The organism is Methylobacterium sp. Leaf111, from assembly GCF_001423285.1.
Lineage (GTDB): Bacteria > Pseudomonadota > Alphaproteobacteria > Rhizobiales > Beijerinckiaceae > Methylobacterium.
This window is the reverse complement of sequence record NZ_LMNE01000001.1, coordinates 842,369-863,900: the sequence shown is the minus strand read 5'-3', so window position 1 is coordinate 863,900 and position 21,532 is coordinate 842,369. Positions and strand designations below refer to the sequence as shown.

The window sequence follows — 21,532 nt, the reverse complement described above, 5'->3', positions numbered from 1 at the left end:
GCGTGCGGGCCCACACCCCATCAATCGCAACGATTGGCGCGCTTGACCGCCCGAAGAGCCCGCGACTCGCTGCGCAGATCGATGGCGACGACGCCAGCGCCGCAATCCTCGAAGGCATCACGCGCATCGGCATAACGGTCGCCGATCTCGTCAAGGGTGTCACAGGCACGGTCGTGATGGCCGATCCGCGCCTCCTGACGGAACTGGTAGCGGAGGGCATTGGCCTCATCGATCTTGCGTTGCGCATCGAGACAGGCGGGGGCGGCGAGGGCTGGCGTCAGGAGAGCCATCACGAGGCCGGCGGCAAGAGTCAGTTGAAGAGGTTGACGCATGGGGACACCTGAGATGGGGACACTTGGACGTGCCGCCGGTGAACAGAATTCATCGAGCGTTCGAAAGTGTCCGCAAGATCAGTACTGAACTCTCCGATATTGCATCGGAGGAGCAGCACTCATATCGCGTGCAGGTTCCAGAAACGGCGAACCTGTCGTTAAGGTTCCACGCTGGCCCATGGCGTCGTCCGCCGGCGCCGGGAAACCAGAATTGCGGCCAGGGAAATCGGGGCGGGGCCCTGCGCATCGACACCGACATCGTACTGCCGGGGAATCGGTTTCAACTTGTTGTGCGAGTGACCGTGCAGGTTGACGGCACCGCGACCGATTCCGTTCCAAGTCCGGAACGCGTAGTGACAGAGTACCAAGCGCCGCGCATCGACGGTAATCTCGGCATAATGGGCGATCGTAGCCCATCCGGGCGCATGCAGTGTCCCGGCCCCGTCATTGTTTCCGATGATGAGGTGCTTGGTGCCTGACAGGCTTCCCAGGATCGCGGCAATGCGGCTGTTGGAGGAACCGAGGGCGAAGTCGCCGAGGTGCCAGACGTCGTCCTCGGGCCCGACGACCGCATTCCAGGCGGCGATGAGTGCGGCGTCGTGTGTCGCAAGATCGGCGTAGGGCCGCTTGTCGATCCGCAGGATGCGCGGATCGCCGAAATGCGTGTCGCTGGTGAACCACACGGCCACAGTTGGCTGCCCGCGCCGCGATCAGCGTCCGGGACTGAAGCGCAGCGGCACGGTAACGGCGAGGCTGCTCAGACTGATCCCGGCGGGTGCTGCGGGGAGTGAGCCACGAACGGTCGCCAAGGCCGCGCTATCGATGGCGCCGACGCCGCTGCTGCTCGCCAGCCCCGAACTCAGCACCTGACCGGAGCGGGACACCGTGAACCGAACGACGGCCACGCCGCCGCTGGTGCCAGCCGCCGCATTCGCGTTCATTCGCCCCCGGATCGCCGAGCTCAGCATGCCTTGCCATGCCCTGAGCGCATTCGGATCGTTCCCGCCAGCGGCTGAGCCCGCACTGCTCTGCCGCGAAGCGGAAGCCGAATTCTGCTGGGCACGCCCTTCGCTCGCCGCGGCCGCCGCGCGGCGTGCAGCCTCCTTGGCAGCCTTTGCCTTGGCTTCCTTGGCAGCTTCGCGACGGGCCTCGGCGATGGCCTCGCGGCGCTCCTCCTGTTCGACCTTCAGGCGGGCCTCGCGATCGGCCTTCCGCTTCGCCTCACGCTTGGCCTCGAGGATCTTGGCCATATCCGGCTTCGGCTTCTCCACCTCTAAAGGCTTGGGAGCCTCCGCGATCGTGGGCGGGGGCGGCGCCAGGGCGGGCGCTTCCTGTCCCGTCGAGGTGATGACCTGATCCTCGGGCGGCGGTTCGACGACCGCTTCGGTCGGAGGCGTGACCGGTGCCTCAGGCGGCTCGGCCATGGTGGTGGCTTCGGGGGCGATCGGTGCCGCGTCCGGCGGCGGCGGGACGGTGGCTTCGGGCGGCGCCACCTCGGTCGTCTCAAGAGGTTTCGTGACCGGAACCGCCTCTGGCGTTTCCACCGGATTCGCTTCAGGCGGGGCGGGTGCCTGGGCTGCCTGCTCGGCGGGCGCCTGGGTGTTCGCCTCTGTCATCTGCGGGGCGAGATCGATCGTCACGATATTCTCGCCCGGAGGCGCGGTTGGCGCCGTGCCGAACAGTGCCATGCCGACCAGCGCTGCGAGGTGCAGGGCCAGCGCAACGAGGAACGCCGCGGCGAGCCCGGACGGACCGCGCTGTTCCGGTTCGACCGGTGTCGCGAAGGCGCTATTGGGATGCAGGGCGTTCATGGATTACTGCGGCGTTCCGCTGACAGGGGCCGGAGCGGCGGCCGGCGAAGCGGGCAGCGCACCGCCGGGCGATTGGGCGATCAACGAGACCTTCGTGAAGCCGGCTTGGCCGACGAGGCCCATCACCTCCATGATCTTGCCATAGGGCACGTCGCGGTCGCCACGCACCAGCATCACCTGGGTCGGGTCCTGGGCCGCTAATGCGCGCAGGCGGGGCAGGATCGCATCCGGCGTGAGTTCTTCCTTGGCGAGGTAGGGCCTGCCGTCCTTGTCGATGGAGATCTCGAGCGGCTTCTTGGCCTGGGCGACTTTCTGGGCGGTGGTCTTGGGCAACTGCACAGGCACGCCCGTGGTCATCAGGGGAGCGGCCACCATGAAGATGATCAGCAGCACGAGCATAACGTCGACCATCGGGGTGACGTTGATCTCGGACATCGGCGCTGCGTCGAGACCATCATCGTCATCGCCGCCGCCGGCGCGGATCGAACCCATTGCCATTGTGAAGCGGCCCTCCAGGGCCAGGGCGAAGGGCGATCAGGCCGGTCCGCCGCACATGTTGCTGTCAGGAATCGGCGCTCGCGCGGCGCCGGAGCGTGCCTTGGTCAGGGAGGAGCGTTCACTCGGCGGCGGCACGGCCATGCACGGCTCGGTCGCGGGCGAGGCGATTGCCGAGAATGCCGATGCTGGAGACGAAACTGGACTGGATCCGACTGACATCGTTGATAAGCTTGTTGTAGGCCATCACGGCAGGGATCGCGACGATGAGACCGATGGCCGTGGCGAACAGGGCTTCGGCGATCCCTGGAGCGACCACCGCCAGCGAGGTGTCCTGGCTCTTGGCGATGGACGAGAAGGAATTCATGATGCCCCAGACCGTCCCGAACAGCCCGATGAAGGGCGCCGTCGAGCCAGCGGTGGCCAGGAGAGGCAGGCCGGTTTGCAGACGCTTGATCCGGCTGGTCAGGGCCGCGCGCATCGCGCGCTCGATGCGGTCGCGCCGCTCGGCCCGGGTCTCGCTGGAATCCTGATCCCGCCAAGCCTCTGCGGCCGCTCCCATGATCTGAGCGTCCATGCCGCCGCCGGATGATTCAAGCGCTCCACCGGACCGCACCAGCACGTCGAACGCCTTGGCTTGACGCTTGGCGGCGGCAATCCGGACGATCTTTTCGAAGACGACGGTCCAGCACGCGATCGAGGCGATCACGAGGAGGATCATCACGCCCTTCACGATCGGATCCGCCTGCAGGAACAGTCCGATGAAGGAAAAGTCGTGCGTGACTTCGGCCTGCGCTGCGGTCGGGTCCATGATGGTCTCTCTCAGTGCGTACGGTGTGCGGGCTTCGATATCGGATCTCGAATGCGCTGATCAGCGCACGAAGGCCGCGGTGGTCTTACTCTCGGTCTCAATGCGGTCGAGGCAGGTCTCACGGCTGGCCTCGCCGCCCTCGCAGGCCAGGACGTCGTTGAGCAGCAGGCGACCGATCTTTGGGCAGGCGATCCCCGGGAAGTCGAAGAGGCGGACCATCGTCTTGCGGTCTTGCACCGGTCCCAGCTCCACGGACAAGCGCTTTTGGGCGATGCCTTCGGTATCGAAGGCGAACAGGTCGACCTTCAGGGATTTCAACGCTGGGCCGCGGCTGTTGTCCACGAGAAGATAGGTGCGGCAGGCATCGCCGGCGGGTTCCAGGCGATTAAGTTCCAGCTTGATCGGCGCGGTCTTGCCGTCCTGCGCGGTGACCGGTGCGGCGAGGCTCGTGAGTATCGCCAGGGACGCGAGGCCGGCAACGACATGCTTCGCCACGATGGTCTTATTCCTACGCAAGGACCCGTCTTCGCTCACGCCGCGCACTCCCGCTAAAGTACCGTCGCTCAGCGCGACGCAACCGGATCCCAGCGCGATCGCCTGTCTCGACAGGATGTCTCGACAGCCCTGCTTGGCCCGGCATCGATTTCGGTAAGCACCCCAGCGCGCGGTCTGAGAACCACGATCCAGGGACTGCCCTACGCGGGGTGGGCATATCCGAGGACGCGACCGCAGATCAAGCGCAGGGCGGAATATCAGAGGAATTCCAAACTGTTACTCGGGACACAGAAGCGGTCTAGCTTGCGATCTGCCGAACCGTCCCGCCTTTGGATGCCGAAAGCGCCTGAGCCCTCAGGGGCTAACGGGTGCTCGGAGGCTGATGGGGCAATGTGTCGGGGCGGCCTCGCCCTTGATGCGTTCCGAGTCCGCCTCCATATCGCGATGACCGGCGATCGAATGCCGGGAGGGGTGCTGCGAAGGCGGGCCCCGATCACCGAAGTGCCTCATGAAACTCTGTTTCGGGCTTCGCTGGAAGGATATGCGTTCGTGACGACTCGGCCCTCTCCGTTCGGACATCCCTTTCTCCTCGGATTCGATGAGATCGAACAGGCTCTCGACCGGGTGTCGAAGGCCGCCAACGATGGGTATCCGCCCTACAATATCGAGCGTCTGGCGCGGACCGAGCATCAGCCGGAGCGCCTTCGCATCACCCTGGCTGTTGCGGGGTTCACCCGCGATCAGCTCGACGTGATGCTGGAGGAGAGCCAGCTGGTGGTGCGTGGCCGGCAGGTGGACGACAAGACCCGGCAGTTCCTGCACCGCGGTATCGCTGCGCGTCAGTTCCAGCGCGCATTTCTGCTCGCGGACGGCATGGAGGTGATGGGCGCCGATCTCTCGAACGGTCTCTTGTCGATCGACCTGACTCGGCCGGAGCCGGACAGAATCGTCCGCAAGATTGCCATCGCGTCTCGCGACGAGGCCTGATGCCAGGGCTTCGGCTCACATCGACTGCCGGGCCCGTTCCCGGTGTACCGCTCTGCCAAGAAGGAGGGCAGTCCATGACCGAGTTCAACACCAATCCGCTCACCCAGGCCGATCTCGACCCGGCCGACTTCAATGTGGCTGATCTCGCTGCGCTCGGCGAAGGACATATCGCCTATGTGCGCGCGATCCGCTCCGACGAGGTAAAGCGCATATTTCCGCAGGCACCTGACCTGACGCCTGGTCTTGACCTGTTCGCGCTTCTCTCCGCCAGCGGTGCACCGATCCTGCTCGCCGACTCTCGGGATGCCGTGGTGGCCAATGCGGCCGCCAACGACCTCTACACGGTCAGTCTGCACTGACCCGGAATTCGGTGACCGTCGTCAGAAGCCGTTGCAGATCCTGCGGCCGGGACAGACGATGGTCGCCGTCCGCGATGAGGGTAAGGAGGGTGCCGGCCTTCGGAAGTCTCTCCACCACGCGCAAGGCGTGTGTATAGGGAACGTCGGGGTCGTCCATGCCCTGCAGGATATGGACTGGGCAGCCGGGATCGAAGTTCGCTCCGAGCAGACAATGGCGCTGACCGTCCTGGATGAACGCGTGAGTGATCGGGACCGGCGTCGGATCATAGGCGCTTGGCCGAAGCCAGGCGCCGTCCCGTTCGATCTGCGCCCGGATTTCTGGCGTGAACCGGTCCCAGAGGAGGCTTTGGGTGAAATCCAGGGCCGGCGCGATGAGGACAAGGCCTGACGGCGCCGTCCGGCGGTTGCCTGCGCGCGCACAGGCCACCAGGCATGCGATCCAGCCGCCCATCGACGAACCCACCAGGATCGGGTTCTCGGGCGCGTAGGCAGCAACGACCGCCTGTGCATCCGCGAGCCAAGTTGAGATCGTGGCCTCGGCGAACACGCCGGTCGATTCGCCATGGCCAGTGTAGTCGAACCGAACCAGAGGTCGGCCCTGCCGCTTGGCCCACGCATCGAGCGTCATCGCCTTGGTGGCGCCCATATCTGAGCGGAAGCCGCCGAGCCAGACCAGTGGAGGGCCTTGGCCGGCTCTCCGTCGCACTGCGATCTGCCGTGCCGCCGATCCGGTCCCGACCTCAAGGAACTCCAGCGCCCCATCCTGCGCAGACGTCATTCGTTAACCCTTGCCCTGGGATGCATCGAACTGAACGCATCGCCTTTGCATTTCGTTTACCGGGCCGTAAAGCGCGGCGTTCAAGCTCACGGCCATGACCGACACGCAAGACGGACGCTGTTTTCCTTGGGTACGCGACCCGAGCTTCGATCCCGGGCCGTGGGCCATTCCGGCTTGCCCGTCATGAACGGCGACGTGCGCGGCAGCTTTCCGTCCGAGCGTGCGCCGCTCGCAGGGGCGACCATCTTGCAGATCATTCCGGAGCTTGATGCCGGCGGCGCCGAGCGCACCACCGTCGATGTCGCCGCCGCCTTGGCTGCGGCCGGCGCCCGGGCGCTGGTGGCCACCGAGGGCGGCCGCTTGATCGGCGAATTGCAGGCCAAGGGCGGCATCTGGCTCCCGTTTCCGGCGGCTTCGAAGAATCCGCTTGCCATGGCCGTAAATGTGGGGCGCCTCGCCCGCCTGTGCCGACGCGAGGGCGTGCACGTCGTCCACGCTCGCTCGCGGGCCCCGGCCTGGGTCGCCTTGGGTGCCGCGCGCCGCGTGAAGCTTCCCTTCGTGACGACGTATCACGGCAGCTATTCCGGCCGTACGGGGGTAAAAGTCCTCTACAACTCCGTGATGGCACGGGGTGACGTGGTCATCGCCAACTCGCACTACACGGCCGACCTGATCCGCACCCTGCACCCGGAACAGGCGGGCGACCGGGTTCGGGTCATCCATCGCGGCACCGATCTGGCGCAGTTCGCGCCCGCGGCGGTCTTGCCGGCGCGGGTCGAAGCCCTGCGCCGTGCCTGGGGCGTCGCCCCGCATGAGCGCGTGGTGCTGCTCGCCGCGCGGCTGACGGGCTGGAAGGGTCAGCGGGTCCTGATCGAGGCGGCGGCGCTGATGCGCGATCGCGGCATCACCGACGTTGCCATCGTCCTCGCCGGCGATCCGCAGGGACGCGTCGCCTACGAGCGCGAGCTCGACGCGTTAATCGCGGCGCGCGGCCTTCAGGCGATTGTGCACCGGGTTGGGCACTGCACCGATATGCCGGCGGCCTTCCGGGCAGCCTCCGTCGTGGCGGTACCATCCGTGGAGCCCGAAGCTTTCGGCCGTTCCGCCGTGGAGGCCCAGGCCCTGGGCACCCCTGTGGTGGTGTCGGATCTTGGAGCCGTGCCGGAAACGGTGTTGGCACCTCCCGAAGTTCCGCCGTACCAGAGGACGGGATGGCGGGTTCCGCCGGGTGATGCCGGTGCTCTGGCCGACGCTCTGTCGGACGCGCTGTCCCTTGGGGCCAGCGCACGCGATGCGATGACCCGGCGCGGCCGAGCGCATGTCGAGGCGCACTTCTCCCTCGAAGGCATGGTCGGCGACACACTTGCCGTCTATGCCGACCTCATCGTCAGCCGGGCCGTGGCCGCACGCGGGTGATCGCTGCGTCCAATGAACCAAACTGCGACGACCGTGTTGACTTGCACGAGAGTTCAGCCAAGGTGTCGCACCGAATTTCGCGAGCGATGGGTGGCCAGGATCGACCCCAAACGGGGTTTGAGTTCGCGGGCTGCCGTCTCGTCGTTTCATTAGGAGACCAAAGCCATTCGTAGACCTATGAGAGCTATGCCGGCCCCGCAGAAGGACGGGCCGCGCGCCAACCGGGACATCCGCGGCGTTCGCGAAGTGCAGCTCATCGACGACACCGGACAGAACCGTGGCGTCGTCGCCTTCTTCGACGCCATCGCAATGGCCGAGGAGGCGGGTCTCGACCTCGTCGAGATCGCACCGAACTCCGTCCCTCCCGTCTGTAAGCTTCTTGACTACGGCCGTTTCCGCTTCAACGAACAGAAGAAGCAGAACGAAGCGCGCAAGAAGCAGAAGACGGTCGAGGTCAAGGAGATCAAACTCCGCCCCGGGATCGACAAGCACGACTACGATACCAAGATGAAGGCCGTAATCCGGTTCTTCGAGGAAGGCGACAAGGTCAAAGTGACTCTGCGCTTCCGCGGCCGTGAGATGGCCCACCAGGACATCGGCCTGCGCCTTCTCGAGCGGGTGAAGAACGAGACCCAGGAGATCGCTAAGGTTGAGAGCGAGCCGATGCTCGAGGGCCGCCAGATGATCATGATTCTGGCTCCGCGCTGAGCCGCTCCCAGCTGAGCGCCTGACGCAGAAAGTGCACCGCCTTCCTCTCGGCAGGCGGTGTTTTTTGTTTTCCACGCCTGCATGGACCCGGTCGACGACGCGTCGGTGTGTCGACCGGCGGCCTTCCAAGTAGAGAGCGTTTTTGCCCAGCGGGCAGCATCCCGCGCGAATGCCGCCCGCTCTTCGGGGCCTACTTCAGCAGAGAGATCTGCGCATCGCCGGTCCGCCGGAGGACATTGACCGTAACGTCCTCGCCGTAGCGCTGCAGGCGCAGGTCCACGCGTGAGGTGCCAATCTTCAGGTTGAAGATCGACACGCCGTCGAGGAACGGCGGCAAGGTCGGATTGCGGAAGCGGACCCGATTACGGTCGTGGTCGATCTCCAACCCGAGGCAGGCCGCCAGGAAGGCGAACGGCGCCGCTGCGGCCCAGGCCTGTGGCGAGCAGGCCACGGGGTAGGAGACGGGGCCACGCTGGTGGCGTCGCATGAAACCGCAGAACAGCTCCGGCAGCCGCTTCTGATCCTGATAGAGAGCCGTGTCGAACATGCCCTCGAAGATCCGCGACGCTTCCGGCTTCAGGTTGTAACGCGCCAGTCCGAGGGCGATCAGTGCGTTGTCGTGCGGCCAGATCGAGCCGTTGTGGTACGACATCGGATTGTAGCGAGCTTCGCCGCGGGCGATCGTGCGCACGCCCCAGCCGTTGAAGCCGTCCTTCGACAGGAGGTTTGCGGCGACGCTCGCTGCGCGCTCCGGCCGCGCGATGCCGGTGAAAAGCGCATGGCCGGCGTTGGACGAGCGTACGGCGCATTGCCGCTTCTCGCCATCGAGGGCGAGGGCGTAGGTGCCGATCGCCTCGCACCAGAATGCCTTGTCGAAATTGTCGCGCAGGGTCTGCGCCTCCTCGCCGAGACGCTGCGCCAGGGTGTCATGGCCCAGGAGCGAGGCGAGCTTGGCCGCCCCGTTCTTGGCGGCATAGACGTAGCCCTGGACTTCGCAGAGAGCGATAGGGCCCTTCGCCAGATTGCCGTCGGTGTGGAAGATGGAGTCGTGACTGTCCTTCCAGCCCTGGTTCTCAAGGCCCTTGTCGGTGTCGCGGGCATACTCAACGAACCCATCGCCGTCCCGGTCGCCGTACTCGTCCATCCAGGTGAGGGCGAGTTCCAGAGCAGGCCAGATCCCCGAGATTGTCTCCAGGTCACCCGTGACGGCATAGTACTCCCAGGCCAGCATCACGAAGAGCGGCGTGCCGTCGATGGTGCCGTAGTAGTGCCGGAACGGCACCTCGCCGAGCATGGCCATCTCACCGCGCCGGGTTTCGTGCAGAACCTTGCCGGGCTGCGCGTCGGCGGCCGGGTCGACGGCCTGGGCCTGGGTCGAGGCGAGGTAGCGCAAGACGCCCTTTCCGAAGTTCGGGTCGATCCAAAGCGCCATCATGGCGGTGATGATCCCGTCGCGCCCGAATACCGTGGAGTACCAGGGAATGCCCGCGAAGGGGTAGATGCCTTCCGGCGTCCGGCTTGCCAGCATGTAGAGGTCGGCGGTAGCGCGACAGGCGGCTTCGTTAAACTGGTCGTTCGACGAAATGATCGTCGTGATGCCGGCAGTGAGCTGGCGCAGGTCGCGACGGGAGTCGCGATAAGCCCGAGCGAAAATGACACCCTCGGCGAGACCCTTCGGGTGGCGCGGAGCAGCGGAACTCCCTGCGGCGCGCGACAGGCCGGCTGCTGCATCCTCGCCGACCCGCTCGGCAGCGGGAGCGCTGGTGAAGGCGCGGTGTGATTCGAAGACCGCTCTCAGGAACAGCGAAGCGCGACCGCCTGGCGGCAGGGAGACGACGAACTCGGCGCGGCCCGGCTCGATGTGCTTGGGCGTTGGCCCGAAATGCAGGCTCGTGGTGCGCACGACCTCGTCGAGGCCGGCGTAGCGAAACTGGACCTCGGATTCGCTCGCCACCTGAACGCTACGCTTGCCGCGCACAGGGCGGTCCATGCCGCGCACTTCGAAGAGATCCCGGAAATCGGCGTCGAAGGTGACGGCGACCTTCAGATGCCAGTGCCGGGAATCATAGTTGCGGAGGCCGATCCTATCGTAGCATGCGCCCTTGAAGAGAAACTTGGTGCGTTCGATCGCGATCAGTTCGCGGGGGATCGTGGTCTCGTCATGAGCATCGATGCGGATGTCGGGCGTCGTCATGTCGACGCTGAGCGCGCCGTTGTCGTCCTGCATCACCGAGGACAGCAGCAGCGGTCGCTGGTCCTCGATGGTGACATGCAGACGTGAGAGGTAGCGCGTGTCTTGGAAGTAGAGGCCTTCTGGACCAGGGAGCACGCCGATATCGCCGTAGCTGTCGAGAACCGCGAAAGCCTCGCCGTATTTCAGCGAGCGCAGCGGGCGCTCGACAAGTGAGGTCTGCGCCTCGATGTGATATTGCGGCAGGACTTCGTCGGCATCCTGGAAGCCCCGGGGAATCCGCGTTTCGGTCGCGGGCTCGGAGGTCGCCTTCAGTGTATCCGCTGCCATGCCTGAGCGTCTCCGAAATGGGTGTCGAATCAAAAGGGCCGCCGGTCGCATGATGCGGCGCGGCGGCCCTCAGTGGCGGAGGTAGTGCGGCAATCTTGCGGCGCCAGCCTGCTCGGCGGCGAGCAAATCCGATGCCGGGCGGGGCCCGGCTCGGACAGTATCAGGCAGGCATCGCAGCGACGGAGATCTGGGGCAGGGCGGAGCCGTTCATCTCGCCATAGTGCGAGGAGAAAGCGCCGGCATGCGGTAGCTTGATCACCGAGTTCGCGCCGGCGAGCAATCGCTCGTATGCGGCCACGTACTTACGCACCATGCACTCGGCGGTGAAATTACCTTCGAAGTGCCTGCGCACACCAGTACGGCTCATCGACTTCACTGCGTGGACCGCCGCCACCGCGTCATCTATCGAGCCGCACAGGACGCCAGAGACACCATCCGCGATCACCTCCGGCACGGAACCGTTCCGGAAAGCGATGACCGGCGTGCCGGCCGACATCGCCTCGATCATCACGAGGCCGAAGGGCTCCGGCCAGTCGATCGGGAAGGCAAGGGCGAGGGCGTTGCCAAGGAAGTCCTTCTTCTGCTCCTCGTTGATCTCGCCGATGAACTCGACGAGGGGATGGTGGATCATCGGCTCGATGACCTCGTCCCAATAATCTTGGTCGGCCTTGTCGACTTTTGCGGCGATTTTCAGCGGTATGCCGGAACGGATCGCCATCTCGATCGCACGGTCGGGACGCTTTTCCGGGGAGATGCGGCCGAGGAAGGCAAGGTAGCCGCCTTTCGACTCCGGATAGAACGGGCAGTTCTGGGCCGGAAGACCGTGGTGGATGGTCGAGAGCCAGTTGACGTTCTCGGGCATCGGATCACGCTGATTGTCCGAGATCGACACCAGAGGCATACCCGTGAAGGTGCGGTAGACCGGCATGAAGTCCGGCACGTCGAGGCGCCCGTGCATCGTCGTGAGGCATTTGTGATTTAGATCTTCGAACATCGGATACTGAAGCAGATCGATGTGGAAGTGGAGGATATCGAACTCGTGCGCTCGCTTGTGCACGTGGTGCAACATGGCAAGGTGGCTCGCAGTGTGATCCCGATAGCCGAGGAGGCGCAGGCCCTCGGGCGTGCAGGCTGCGAGCTTGGCCGAGGTCTCCGAATCACCGCTAGCGAACAAAGTCACATCGTGGCCCTGGCGGACCAGTTCCTCGGTGATCCATGACACCACGCGCTCGGTACCACCATAGAACTTCGGGGGTACGGCCTCCGAAAGCGGAGCAATCTGGGCAATGCGCACGAAGCGTCTCCTATGAGGTCGAATGTTGCGCCGACCTAACGCGATCCGGCCTGAGTGGGACATGAACGAAACGGACGGCCAAGGTTATGGTTCCCGGCCCTTGAGCTACGCCAGAACTCTCTGAAAAACGGACTAAGATGTCCCCGCTATCCCCGCGTTCGATGCCGTCTGGCATGCCAGACAAGTCCATGGCAGGAATTGTAGGAAACCGGCCGAACGACCCCCTGCGCGCATCGGTCGTGTTGTTCGGAACGGGGGAAGAACTACCTCAGGCGCATGGCCGATTTTGTGCGACGCACGATGCCCTTGTTTCACTCCGGGGGGTCGTCTAAGCCTCGCGCCGGCGCAGTCTGGCATTGGAGCAATTCCATGCGGCCTAAGGCGTCGAAGGCGTCGCAATCGCCTGCCAATACGAGAGGTCCCGCATGTCCGGCCTGATGGCAGACTATCTGCCCCTCATCGTCTTTATCGGCGTCTCTGTGTTCATTGCTGCGGCCCTGCTGGTTGCGCCCTTCCTGGTCGCCTACAACAGCCCCGATCCGGAAAAGCTGTCGGCCTACGAGTGTGGCTTCAATGCTTTCGACGACGCGCGCATGAAGTTCGATGTGCGCTTCTACCTCGTCGCGATCCTCTTTATCATCTTCGACCTCGAGGTCGCGTTTCTGTTCCCGTGGGCAATCTCCTTCGGTGAGCTTGGATGGTTCGGCATGTGGTCGATGATGGCTTTCCTCGGCGTTCTGACCGTCGGCTTCGTCTACGAGTGGCGCAAGGGCGCCCTCGAATGGGACTAGTGTTCCCGAATCGCGCCGTCCACGAAGTCCGCCCATCCGAAGCCTGATCCCGAGAAACCGATGGCCTTCAGCCCCGACCTCTCCCGCGCCCCGGCGATCGCCCAGGCCCCCAAGGGCATCATCGATCCCAGCACGGGCCTTCCGATCGGCGCCAATGATCCGACCTTCCTGTCGATCAACGACGAACTCGCCGATCGCGGGTTTCTCGTCACGTCCACGGATGATCTGATCAACTGGGCCCGCACCGGCTCGCTGATGTGGATGACCTTCGGTCTCGCCTGCTGCGCCGTTGAGATGATGCAGATGTCAATGCCGCGCTACGACTGCGAGCGCTTCGGATTTGCGCCACGCGGGAGCCCGCGTCAGTCCGATGTGATGATCGTCGCCGGCACGCTGACCAACAAGATGGCTCCGGCTTTGCGCAAGGTCTACGACCAGATGCCGGAGCCTCGCTACGTCATCTCGATGGGTTCCTGCGCCAACGGCGGAGGCTACTACCACTATTCCTACTCGGTGGTCCGCGGCTGCGACCGGGTGGTGCCGGTGGATATTTACGTCCCGGGCTGCCCGCCCACGGCCGAGGCGCTGCTGTATGGCGTGCTCCTGCTCCAGAAGAAGATCCGCCGCACTGGTACGATCGAGCGCTGAGGAAGGACGCCCGGCATGACCAATGGCATCAGCATCCTTGACCATACCGCGCCGGAGTCCGGCGTCGGCGCCCTGCAGCGGATCAGCGACCATGTCGCCGGTGCGCTCGGGCCCGCGATCGTCTCCCGCACCATCGCCTTCGGCGAACTCACCCTCGTGGTGCAGGCCAGCGACATCGTCTACGCGCTGACCTACCTGCGCGACGACCCAGCCTGCGCCTTTCGCTGCTTCATCGACATCTGCGGCGCCGATTATCCGGCCCGGGAGAAGCGGTTCGACGTGGTCTATCACCTGCTCTCGCTGCGCCATAATTCACGGATCCGCTTGAAGGTGCAGACCGACGACCAGACGCCGGTGCCCTCCGTAATCGAGGTCTTTCCGGCCGCGAACTGGTTCGAACGCGAGACCTACGACCTCTACGGCATCCTGTTCTCGGGCCACCCGGACCTGCGTCGGCTGCTCACTGATTACGGCTTCGAAGGGCACCCCCTGCGCAAGGACTTTCCGCTCACCGGCTTCGTCGAAGTCCGCTACGACCAGGACGAAGCGCGCGTGGTCTACGAGCCGGTCAAGCTCACCCAGGAATTCCGAAACTTCGACTTCCTTTCGCCGTGGGAGGGCACCGAGTACGTGCTCCCGGGCGATGAGAAGACGTCGGCTTGAGCAGCGGAGCGAGGCCATGACCGAGCACAACATCCGCAACTTCGCGATCAATTTCGGACCGCAGCATCCGGCGGCTCACGGCGTGCTGCGCCTCGTGCTGGAACTCGACGGGGAGATCGTCGAGCGGGTCGATCCCCACATCGGCCTGCTCCATCGCGGCACCGAAAAACTCATCGAGCACAAGACCTACCTCCAGGCGACGCCCTACTTCGACCGGCTCGACTATGTTTCGCCGATGAACCAGGAGCACGCCTTCTGCCTCGGCATCGAGAAGCTGCTCGGGCTCGAGGTGCCGCGGCGGGCGCAGCTGATCCGCACGCTGTTCTGCGAGATCGGGCGCATTCTCTCCCACCTTCTCAACGTCACCACACAGGCCATGGATGTCGGCGCCCTGACGCCGCCGCTCTGGGGCTTCGAAGAGCGTGAGAAGCTGATGATCTTCTACGAGCGTGCATCGGGCGCTCGGCTCCACGCCAACTACTTCCGGCCCGGTGGCGTCCATCAGGACCTGCCGCCCGCACTGATCGACGACATCGAAGCGTTCATCGATCCGTTCCTGCAGGTTGTCGATGATCTCGACAACCTCGTCATGGGCAACCGCATCTTCAAGCAGCGCAACGTCGACATCGGTATCGTCACCGTGGACGAGGCGATGGCCTGGGGCTTCTCCGGCGTGATGGTCCGTGGTTCCGGCATCCCGTGGGACCTGCGCAAGTCGCAGCCCTACGAGGCCTACGAGGAGATGGATTTCGATATCCCCGTGGGGAAGAACGGCGACACTTACGATCGCCAGGTCATCCGCATGGAAGAGATGCGCGAATCGGCCAAGATCATGAAGCAGTGCTGCATCAAGCTGCGCCAGCCGGCGGGCCAGGGGCCGATTTCAGCTACGGACGGCAAGATCGCTCCGCCGCCACGCCGCGAGATGAAGCGCTCGATGGAAGCGCTGATCCACCACTTCAAGCTCTACACCGAGGGCTTCCACGTGCCGGCCGGCGAGGTCTACGCCGCCGTCGAGGCACCCAAGGGCGAGTTCGGCGTCTATCTCGTCGCCGACGGCACCAACAAGCCCTACCGCTGCAAGATCCGCGCTCCGGGTTTCGCCCACCTTCAGGCGATGGACTGGATGTGCCGCGGCCACATGCTGGCCGACGTGTCCTGCGTGCTTGGCACGCTGGACATCGTGTTCGGCGAAGTGGACCGGTGAGGATCAAGGTTCGAAACTGATGGCCAACCGCAGACTCGCCTCCGCTGCCGAGCAGCCCGCCACCTTCACGTTCTCGTCCGAGAACGCCGATTGGGCGAAGGGCCAAATCGAGAAGTATCCTGAGGGCCGTCAGGCCTCGGCAGTGATCCCGCTGCTCTGGAAGGCGCAGGAGCAGAATGGCGGCTGGCTGCCGCAGAAGGCCATTGAGGCGGTGGCCGACGAACTTGGCATGCCGCATATCCGCGTGCTCGAAGTCGCGACCTTCTACACGATGTTCGCCTTGGAGCCGGTCGGCAAGTTCTGGATCCAGCTTTGCGGGACCGTGCCGTGTGATTCCTGTGGCGCGCGCGAGTTGAAGGACTACCTGCACCACCGTCTCGGAGCGCCCGGCCACGTGAGTGCTGACGGTAACTTCTCTTGGCTCGAGGTCGAGTGCCTGGGCGCCTGCTGCAATGCTCCCATGGCGCAGATCAATCAGGATTACTACGAGGACCTGACACCCGACCTCCTCGGCAAGCTGATGGACGACCTCGCCGCTGGCAGGCCGGTGAAGGTCGGCTCGCAAGTCGGACGGACCTCGTCCGAGCCGCTCGGGGGCGCCGATACACTCACCGATGCGAACCTGTTCGACGGATCGCGCGTCGGAACCTGGCGCAAGCGCTTCGAGCAGAAAGAGGTCGAAGGTGGCAGCGAGCAGGGCAAGGCCGAGGCGGCTTCGTCCGAACAGCGCGCCGCCGGGGACCCGAAGCCCGCCCGTCCCGATGCGGGTCGGGCCGTCGGGACGTCGGCGACCGACGGGCCTGCCCAGCGGGCTGCGGCCGGAGAGTCTCCCGTGAAGGCGAGCGATAAGATGGATGCCGCCGACGGGACGAACTCGACGGCGCAGCCAGCCTCGCCGACCGCGCCGGCTCCGGAGATGATCGCGAAGTCGGAAGCCGCAGGTGCGGAAGCCGGTACCCAGTCGAGCCTGCCGCGCAACGAGCCACCGCCCCAGCCAGCGGCCACGGGTGCCAGCGCGGACGTCAAAGACCCTCAGTCGGCCGGCACCGAGGCCTCATCGACGAAGGCTTCAACGACGAGGCCGGAGACACCCGGGTTTTCCGCCCCAAAGAAGGGGAACTGACATGCTCGCCGATCAGGATCGCATCTTCACGAACCTCTACGGCCTGCATTCTCCCGGGCTCGAGGCCGCCAAGCAGCGCGGCGCCTGGGATGGCACCAAATTCCTGCTGGAAATGGGCCGCGACTGGATCATCGACGAGATGAAACAGTCGGGCCTGCGGGGCCGTGGCGGCGCTGGCTTTCCAACAGGCCTTAAGTGGTCATTCATGCCCAAGAAGTCCGACGGGCGTCCGCACTACCTCGTGGTCAATGCCGACGAGTCCGAGCCGGGCACCTGCAAGGACCGGGAGATCATGCGGCACGATCCGCATCTCCTGATCGAGGGCTGCATGCTGGCATCCTTCGCGATGGCCGCGCATGCCTGCTACATCTACATCCGCGGCGAGTACGTCGCCGAGAAGCATGCCCTCCAGCGGGCGGTGGACGAGGCTTACGAGGCCCGCCTCGTCGGCAAGGACAATGTCCACGGCTATCCCTTCGACATCTACGTCCACCACGGCGCCGGCGCCTATATCTGTGGCGAGGAAACGGCTCTGCTGGAGAGCCTCGAAGGCAAGAAGGGCATGCCGCGCCTGAAGCCTCCATTCCCCGCCAATATGGGTCTTTATGGTTGCCCCACGACGGTCAATAACGTCGAATCCATTGCGGTGGCGGGCACCATCCTGCGCCGCGGCGGCGCCTGGTTCGCCGGCCTCGGTGGAAAGAACAACACCGGCACCAAGCTGTTCTGCGTCTCGGGCCACGTCAACAAGCCCTGCAACGTCGAGGAGGAACTCGGGATCACCTTCCGCGAACTCATCGACAAGCATTGCGGCGGCATGCGTGGCGGGTGGGACAACCTGCTCTGCTCGATTCCCGGCGGCTCCTCGGTGCCCCTGGTCCCGGCCGAGCAGATCATCGATGCCAAGATGGACTTCGACACGCTCAAGAACCTCGGCTCCGGCCTCGGCACGGCGGCGGTCATCGTGCTCGACAAGTCCACCGACATCGTCTCGGCGATCGCCCGCATCGCCTACTTCTACAAGCACGAGTCCTGCGGCCAGTGCACGCCCTGCCGCGAAGGCACGGGCTGGATGTGGCGCGTGATGCTGCGCATGGCGGAGGGCCGGGCCCAGCGCCGCGAGATCGACATGCTCCTCGACGTGACGAAGCAGATCGAGGGTCACACCATCTGCGCGCTCGGCGACGCGGCCGCCTGGCCGATCCAGGGTCTGATCCGGCACTTCCGTCCTGAGATCGAGAAGCGCATCGACCGCTACAGCGCCAACCCGCATTCCGATCCGGTGCCGATGGCGGCGGAGTGATCCGCCCCTCGCGCCGCCCTTAAGTTTCGAGACCGAGACCCACGCATGACCAAGATCGTCGTCGACGGCACCGAGGTCGATGTTCCGGCGGAGTACACGCTGCTCCAGGCCTGCGAGGCCGCAGGCGCGGAAATTCCGCGCTTCTGCTTCCACGAGCGGCTGTCCATCGCGGGCAATTGCCGGATGTGCCTCGTGGAGCTCAAGGGCGCTCCGAAGCCGGTGGCCTCCTGCGCCTATGCGGTGAAGGATTGCCGGCCCGGACCCAACGGCGAGCCGCCGGAGGTGCTGACGCGCTCGGGCCAGACGAAGAAGGCCCGCGAGGGGGTTATGGAGTTCCTCCTCATCAACCACCCGCTCGACTGCCCGATCTGCGACCAGGGCGGCCATTGCGACCTGCAGGACCAGGCAATGGCCTACGGCGTCGACTCGACCCGCTACGGGGAGAACAAGCGCGCCGTCGAAGAGAAGTACATCGGCCCGCTGGTGCGGACCGCCATGAACCGCTGCATCCACTGCACCCGCTGCGTCCGCTTCCTGGCGGAGGTCGCCGGCGTGCCGGATCTCGGCGCCATCGGGCGCGGCGAGGACATGGAGATCACGAGCTACCTCGAATCCGCCATGGGCTCGGAGCTTCAGGGCAACGTCGCCGACCTCTGCCCCGTGGGCGCCCTCGTCCACAAGCCGCAGAGCTACGAGGTGCGGCCGTGGGAGCTGTCGAAGACCGAATCCGTCGACGTGATGGACGCCGTCGGTTGCGCCATCCGGGTCGATGCACGCGGGCGCGAGGTCATGCAGATCGAGCCGCGCGTGCACGAGGAAATCAACGAGGAGTGGATTTCCGACAAGACCCGCCACGCGGTGGATGGTCTGCGCACCCAGCGTCTCGACCGGCCCTACCTGCGGGAGAACGGCCGCCTGCGCCCTGCGTCCTGGGGTGAGGCGTTCGCCGCCATCGCGGCGAAGGTGAAGGGCACCGACCCCAAGCGCATCGGCGCGGTGGTGGGCGATCTCGCCGGCGTCGAGGAGATCTACGCGCTGAAGGCGCTGATGACCTCCTTCGGGGTGACGAGCCTCGACTGCCGCCAGACCGGCGAGGCGATCGACCCGGCCTGGGGCCGAGCCGCCTACACCCTCGGCACCGGCATCGCCGGGATCGAGGAGGCGGATGCGATTCTCCTCATCGGCACCAACCCGCGCCTGGAGGCCTCCCTCCTCAACGTGCGTATCCGCAAGCGCTGGCGGATGGGGCCGCTCGCCGTCGGCCTGATCGGTGAGCCCGTCGACCTCACCTACCCCCATACCTACCTGGGCGCCGGACCCGAGACCCTGGCCGACCTCGTCTCCGGCCGGCACAGCTTCGCCGAGGCGCTGAAGGCGGCGAGCCGGCCGCTCGTCATCGTAGGCACCGGCGCGCTGGCGCGGCCGGACGGCGCCGCGATCCTCGCGGCGGCGGCGGCGCTCGCCCGGGACATCGGCGCCGTGACGCCCGAGTGGAGCGGCTTCGGCGTGCTCCAGACCGCGGCGGCCCGGGTCGGTGCCCTCGATCTCGGCTTCGTGCCGGGGGAGGGCGGTCTGGACTTCGCGGGGATCGCGAAGGGCGGAAATCTCGACGTGGTATACAACTTGGGTGCCGACGAGGTCGCGCTGGATCCGGGTGCGTTCGTGATCTACCAGGGCACCCACGGCGACCAGGGCGCCACGCGGGCCGACGTCATCCTGCCGGGGGCGGCCTATACAGAGAAGAGTGCGACCTACGTTAACCTCGAGGGCCGGGTCCAGACTACCAACCGCGCCGGCTTCCCGCCGGGCGATGCCCGCGAGGATTGGGCGATCCTGCGCGCCCTGTCCGACGTGCTGGGCAAGCGCCTGCCGTTCGATTCGTTGGGGGCCCTGCGCCGGGCGCTCTACGCCGAGCATCCGCACTTCGCCGCCCTCGACGCCATCGCCCCGAGCGATGCGGTGGCCACCGTGGAGACCCTGTCGGGTCTCGGCGGCGAGCCGACCCGAACCGCTTTCAGCGCGGCGGTGCCGGACTTCTACCTCAGCAACGCGATCGCCCGCGCCTCGCGGGTGCTCGCCGAGTGTTCGAGCCTCGCCCGGGTGCGCGGCCTCGAAGCGGCCGAATAAGGATCTCCTGCGATGACCTTCTGGGAAGTCCTCGGCACCGTCCTGCTGCTGGCGCTCAAGAGCTTCGTGCTCCTGGCGCTGCTGCTCGTCTTCATCGCCTATGCGCTGCTGGCCGACCGCAAGATCTGGGCGGCGGTGCAGCTCCGGCGCGGCCCGAACGTGGTCGGGCCCTGGGGCCTGTTCCAGTCCTTCGCCGATCTCCTGAAATTCGTCCTGAAGGAACCGGTCATCCCGGCCGGCGCCAACAAGGCGCTGTTCCTGCTGGCGCCCCTGGTCTTCGCCACCCTGGCGCTGGCCGCCTGGGCGGTGATTCCCCTGGCCGAGGGCTGGGCCATCGCCGACCTCAACGTCGGCATCACCTACATCTTCGCGATCTCGTCGCTGGGCGTCTACGGCGTCCTGATGGGCGGCTGGGCCTCGAACTCGAAATACGCCTTCCTGGGGGCGCTGCGCTCGGCGGCGCAGATGATCTCCTACGAGGTCTCCCTCGGCTTCGTCATCATCTGCGTGCTCCTGTGCGCCGGCTCCCTCAACCTCTCGCGCATCGTCATGGCGCAGGACACCAGCCTCGGCATCCTGGGTTGGTACTGGCTCTGGCTGTTCCCGATGTTCGTGGTGTTCTTCATCTCGGCGCTGGCCGAGACGAACCGCCCGCCCTTCGACCTGCCGGAGGCCGAATCGGAACTCGTGGCCGGCTACATGGTCGAGTATTCGTCGACGCCGTACCTGCTGTTCATGCTGGGCGAGTACGTGGCCATCATGACCATGTGCGCGCTGGGCACGGTGCTGTTCCTCGGCGGCTGGCTCTCCCCGATCCCGTTCGCGCCCTTCACCTGGGTGCCGGGCCTGATCTGGTTCGCCCTCAAGGCCAGCTTCCTCTTCTTCATGATCGCCATGGTGAAGGCCATGGTGCCGCGCTACCGCTATGACCAGCTCATGCGCCTCGGCTGGAAGGTGTTCCTGCCGCTCTCGCTCGTCTCGGTCATCGTCGTCGCCTTTGTCCTCAAGCTCACCGGCCTCGCGCCGGGCGCCTGACAACCCCTCACGGAGATCCGAGCCATGAAGCTCGATCAGGTCGCTCAGGGTCTGCTGCTGAAGGAGTTCGCGTCCGGGTTCGTCCTGGCGATGAAGTACTTCTTCAAGCCGAAGGCCACGATCAACTACCCCTTCGAGATGGGCCATCGCGGCCCGCGCTTCCGGGGGGAGCACGCCCTGCGCCGCTACCCCAACGGCGAGGAGCGCTGCATCGCCTGCAAGCTGTGCGAGGCGATCTGCCCCGCCCAGGCCATCACCATCGAGGCGGGCCCGCGCCGCAACGACGGCACCCGCCGCACGACCCGCTACGACCTCGACATGGTCAAGTGCATCTATTGCGGCATGTGCCAGGAGGCCTGCCCGGTGGACGCGATCGTGGAAGGGCCGAATCTCGAGTTCTCGGTCGAGACTCGCGAGGAGCTCCTCTACGACAAGGAGAAGCTCCTCCTGAACGGCGACCGCTGGGAGCGCGAGATCGCCCGCAACCTCGCGGTGGACGCGCCCTACCGCTGAGCGCGCGCTCCCGCCGGGCGGATCCTCTTGCCGGGCGCATCCTTCGCGCGGCCCGCGGACGAGACATCAGGGGCGATTCCGTTCCCACGGAGTCGGCTGGACCCCGCCGAGGCGG

At 65.7% G+C, this 21,532-nt stretch carries 22 protein-coding genes; 13 read left to right on the top strand and 9 right to left on the bottom strand.

Annotated elements, in window-relative coordinates; genetic code table 11:
* Positions 1-20: 20 nt before the first annotated feature.
* From ASF41_RS03820 to ASF41_RS03795, 6 genes are all read right to left on the bottom strand, one after another.
* A complete protein-coding gene (locus tag ASF41_RS03820; protein ID WP_056490937.1) occupies positions 21-332 on the bottom strand; it encodes a hypothetical protein in 312 nt (103 codons plus the stop codon).
* Positions 333-490: 158 nt separating this feature from the next.
* Positions 491-1,021, bottom strand: coding sequence for a metallophosphoesterase family protein (locus ASF41_RS03815; RefSeq protein WP_056490935.1), 531 nt, complete (start codon positions 1,019-1,021; stop codon positions 491-493).
* Between the two features lie 21 nt (positions 1,022-1,042).
* Positions 1,043-2,143, bottom strand: coding sequence for a TonB family protein (locus ASF41_RS03810; protein ID WP_056214558.1), 1,101 nt, complete (start codon positions 2,141-2,143; stop codon positions 1,043-1,045).
* 3 nt (positions 2,144-2,146) lie between these two features.
* Positions 2,147-2,641, bottom strand: coding sequence for a protein TolR (tolR, locus tag ASF41_RS03805; protein ID WP_056214562.1), 495 nt, complete (start codon positions 2,639-2,641; stop codon positions 2,147-2,149).
* Positions 2,642-2,759: 118 nt separating this feature from the next.
* The gene (locus ASF41_RS03800) at positions 2,760-3,449 is read right to left on the bottom strand and encodes a MotA/TolQ/ExbB proton channel family protein (protein WP_056214567.1); all 690 of its coding nucleotides are present in this window, start codon (positions 3,447-3,449) and stop codon (positions 2,760-2,762) included.
* 60 nt (positions 3,450-3,509) lie between these two features.
* Positions 3,510-3,911: a Tat pathway signal protein gene (locus ASF41_RS03795; RefSeq protein WP_244479557.1), complete on the bottom strand. Its 402-nt coding sequence runs from the start codon at positions 3,909-3,911 to the stop codon at positions 3,510-3,512.
* A gap of 582 nt (positions 3,912-4,493) precedes the next feature.
* Here ASF41_RS03795 and ASF41_RS03790 point away from each other — a divergent pair.
* The gene (locus ASF41_RS03790; protein ID WP_056214570.1) at positions 4,494-4,931 is read left to right on the top strand and encodes an Hsp20 family protein; all 438 of its coding nucleotides are present in this window, start codon (positions 4,494-4,496) and stop codon (positions 4,929-4,931) included.
* Positions 4,932-5,005: 74 nt separating this feature from the next.
* Positions 5,006-5,290, top strand: coding sequence for a DUF1150 domain-containing protein (locus ASF41_RS03785; protein ID WP_056214573.1), 285 nt, complete (start codon positions 5,006-5,008; stop codon positions 5,288-5,290).
* On the opposite strand, the gene ASF41_RS03780 is transcribed toward ASF41_RS03785, so the two are convergent.
* On the bottom strand, positions 5,277-6,068 hold the full coding sequence (locus tag ASF41_RS03780) for a carboxylesterase (protein ID WP_056490931.1): 792 nt from the start codon (positions 6,066-6,068) through the stop codon (positions 5,277-5,279). The two genes, ASF41_RS03785 and ASF41_RS03780, sit on opposite strands and share 14 nt — an antisense overlap.
* Positions 6,069-6,251: 183 nt before the next feature.
* Here ASF41_RS03780 and ASF41_RS03775 point away from each other — a divergent pair, with 183 nt between their 5' ends.
* Positions 6,252-7,484: a glycosyltransferase family 4 protein gene (locus ASF41_RS03775; RefSeq protein ID WP_056490928.1), complete on the top strand. Its 1,233-nt coding sequence runs from the start codon at positions 6,252-6,254 to the stop codon at positions 7,482-7,484.
* Between the two features lie 186 nt (positions 7,485-7,670).
* Positions 7,671-8,192 carry a translation initiation factor IF-3 gene (gene infC, locus ASF41_RS03770; RefSeq protein WP_238280755.1) on the top strand — a complete coding sequence of 174 codons (522 nt, stop codon included), beginning with the start codon at positions 7,671-7,673 and terminating at the stop codon, positions 8,190-8,192.
* A 190-nt stretch (positions 8,193-8,382) separates the two neighbouring features.
* On the opposite strand, the gene ASF41_RS03765 is transcribed toward infC, so the two are convergent.
* Positions 8,383-10,713, bottom strand: a complete 2,331-nt coding sequence (locus ASF41_RS03765; RefSeq protein WP_056275218.1) for a glycogen debranching N-terminal domain-containing protein — start codon at positions 10,711-10,713, stop codon at positions 8,383-8,385.
* A gap of 160 nt (positions 10,714-10,873) precedes the next feature.
* A complete protein-coding gene (locus ASF41_RS03760) occupies positions 10,874-12,007 on the bottom strand; it encodes a glycosyltransferase family 4 protein (protein WP_056490925.1) in 1,134 nt (377 codons plus the stop codon).
* A 425-nt stretch (positions 12,008-12,432) separates the two neighbouring features.
* On the opposite strand from ASF41_RS03760, the gene ASF41_RS03755 reads away from it, so the two are divergent.
* From ASF41_RS03755 to nuoI, 9 genes are read left to right on the top strand one after another with little or no spacing between them, the layout of a single operon-like run.
* Complete coding sequence (locus ASF41_RS03755; protein ID WP_055948771.1) at positions 12,433-12,798, top strand: NADH-quinone oxidoreductase subunit A; 366 nt, start codon at positions 12,433-12,435, stop codon at positions 12,796-12,798.
* Positions 12,799-12,858: 60 nt separating this feature from the next.
* Entirely contained in the window at positions 12,859-13,446 is a 588-nt protein-coding gene (locus tag ASF41_RS03750) for an NADH-quinone oxidoreductase subunit B family protein (protein WP_056214588.1), read from the top strand.
* Between the two features lie 15 nt (positions 13,447-13,461).
* The gene (locus tag ASF41_RS03745) at positions 13,462-14,109 is read left to right on the top strand and encodes an NADH-quinone oxidoreductase subunit C (protein WP_056490922.1); all 648 of its coding nucleotides are present in this window, start codon (positions 13,462-13,464) and stop codon (positions 14,107-14,109) included.
* Between the two features lie 16 nt (positions 14,110-14,125).
* Entirely contained in the window at positions 14,126-15,316 is a 1,191-nt protein-coding gene (locus ASF41_RS03740) for an NADH-quinone oxidoreductase subunit D (protein ID WP_056490918.1), read from the top strand.
* Between the two features lie 19 nt (positions 15,317-15,335).
* Positions 15,336-16,439 carry an NADH-quinone oxidoreductase subunit NuoE gene (nuoE, locus tag ASF41_RS03735; protein WP_056490914.1) on the top strand — a complete coding sequence of 368 codons (1,104 nt, stop codon included), beginning with the start codon at positions 15,336-15,338 and terminating at the stop codon, positions 16,437-16,439.
* Position 16,440: 1 nt separating this feature from the next.
* Positions 16,441-17,742 carry an NADH-quinone oxidoreductase subunit NuoF gene (gene nuoF, locus ASF41_RS03730; RefSeq protein WP_056275233.1) on the top strand — a complete coding sequence of 434 codons (1,302 nt, stop codon included), beginning with the start codon at positions 16,441-16,443 and terminating at the stop codon, positions 17,740-17,742.
* A gap of 45 nt (positions 17,743-17,787) precedes the next feature.
* The gene (gene nuoG, locus ASF41_RS03725; RefSeq protein WP_056490911.1) at positions 17,788-19,869 is read left to right on the top strand and encodes an NADH-quinone oxidoreductase subunit NuoG; all 2,082 of its coding nucleotides are present in this window, start codon (positions 17,788-17,790) and stop codon (positions 19,867-19,869) included.
* Positions 19,870-19,881: 12 nt separating this feature from the next.
* On the top strand, positions 19,882-20,904 hold the full coding sequence (gene nuoH / locus ASF41_RS03720; protein ID WP_056275240.1) for an NADH-quinone oxidoreductase subunit NuoH: 1,023 nt from the start codon (positions 19,882-19,884) through the stop codon (positions 20,902-20,904).
* A 24-nt stretch (positions 20,905-20,928) separates the two neighbouring features.
* On the top strand, positions 20,929-21,417 hold the full coding sequence (nuoI, locus tag ASF41_RS03715; RefSeq protein ID WP_056275243.1) for an NADH-quinone oxidoreductase subunit NuoI: 489 nt from the start codon (positions 20,929-20,931) through the stop codon (positions 21,415-21,417).
* Positions 21,418-21,532 lie beyond the last annotated feature (115 nt).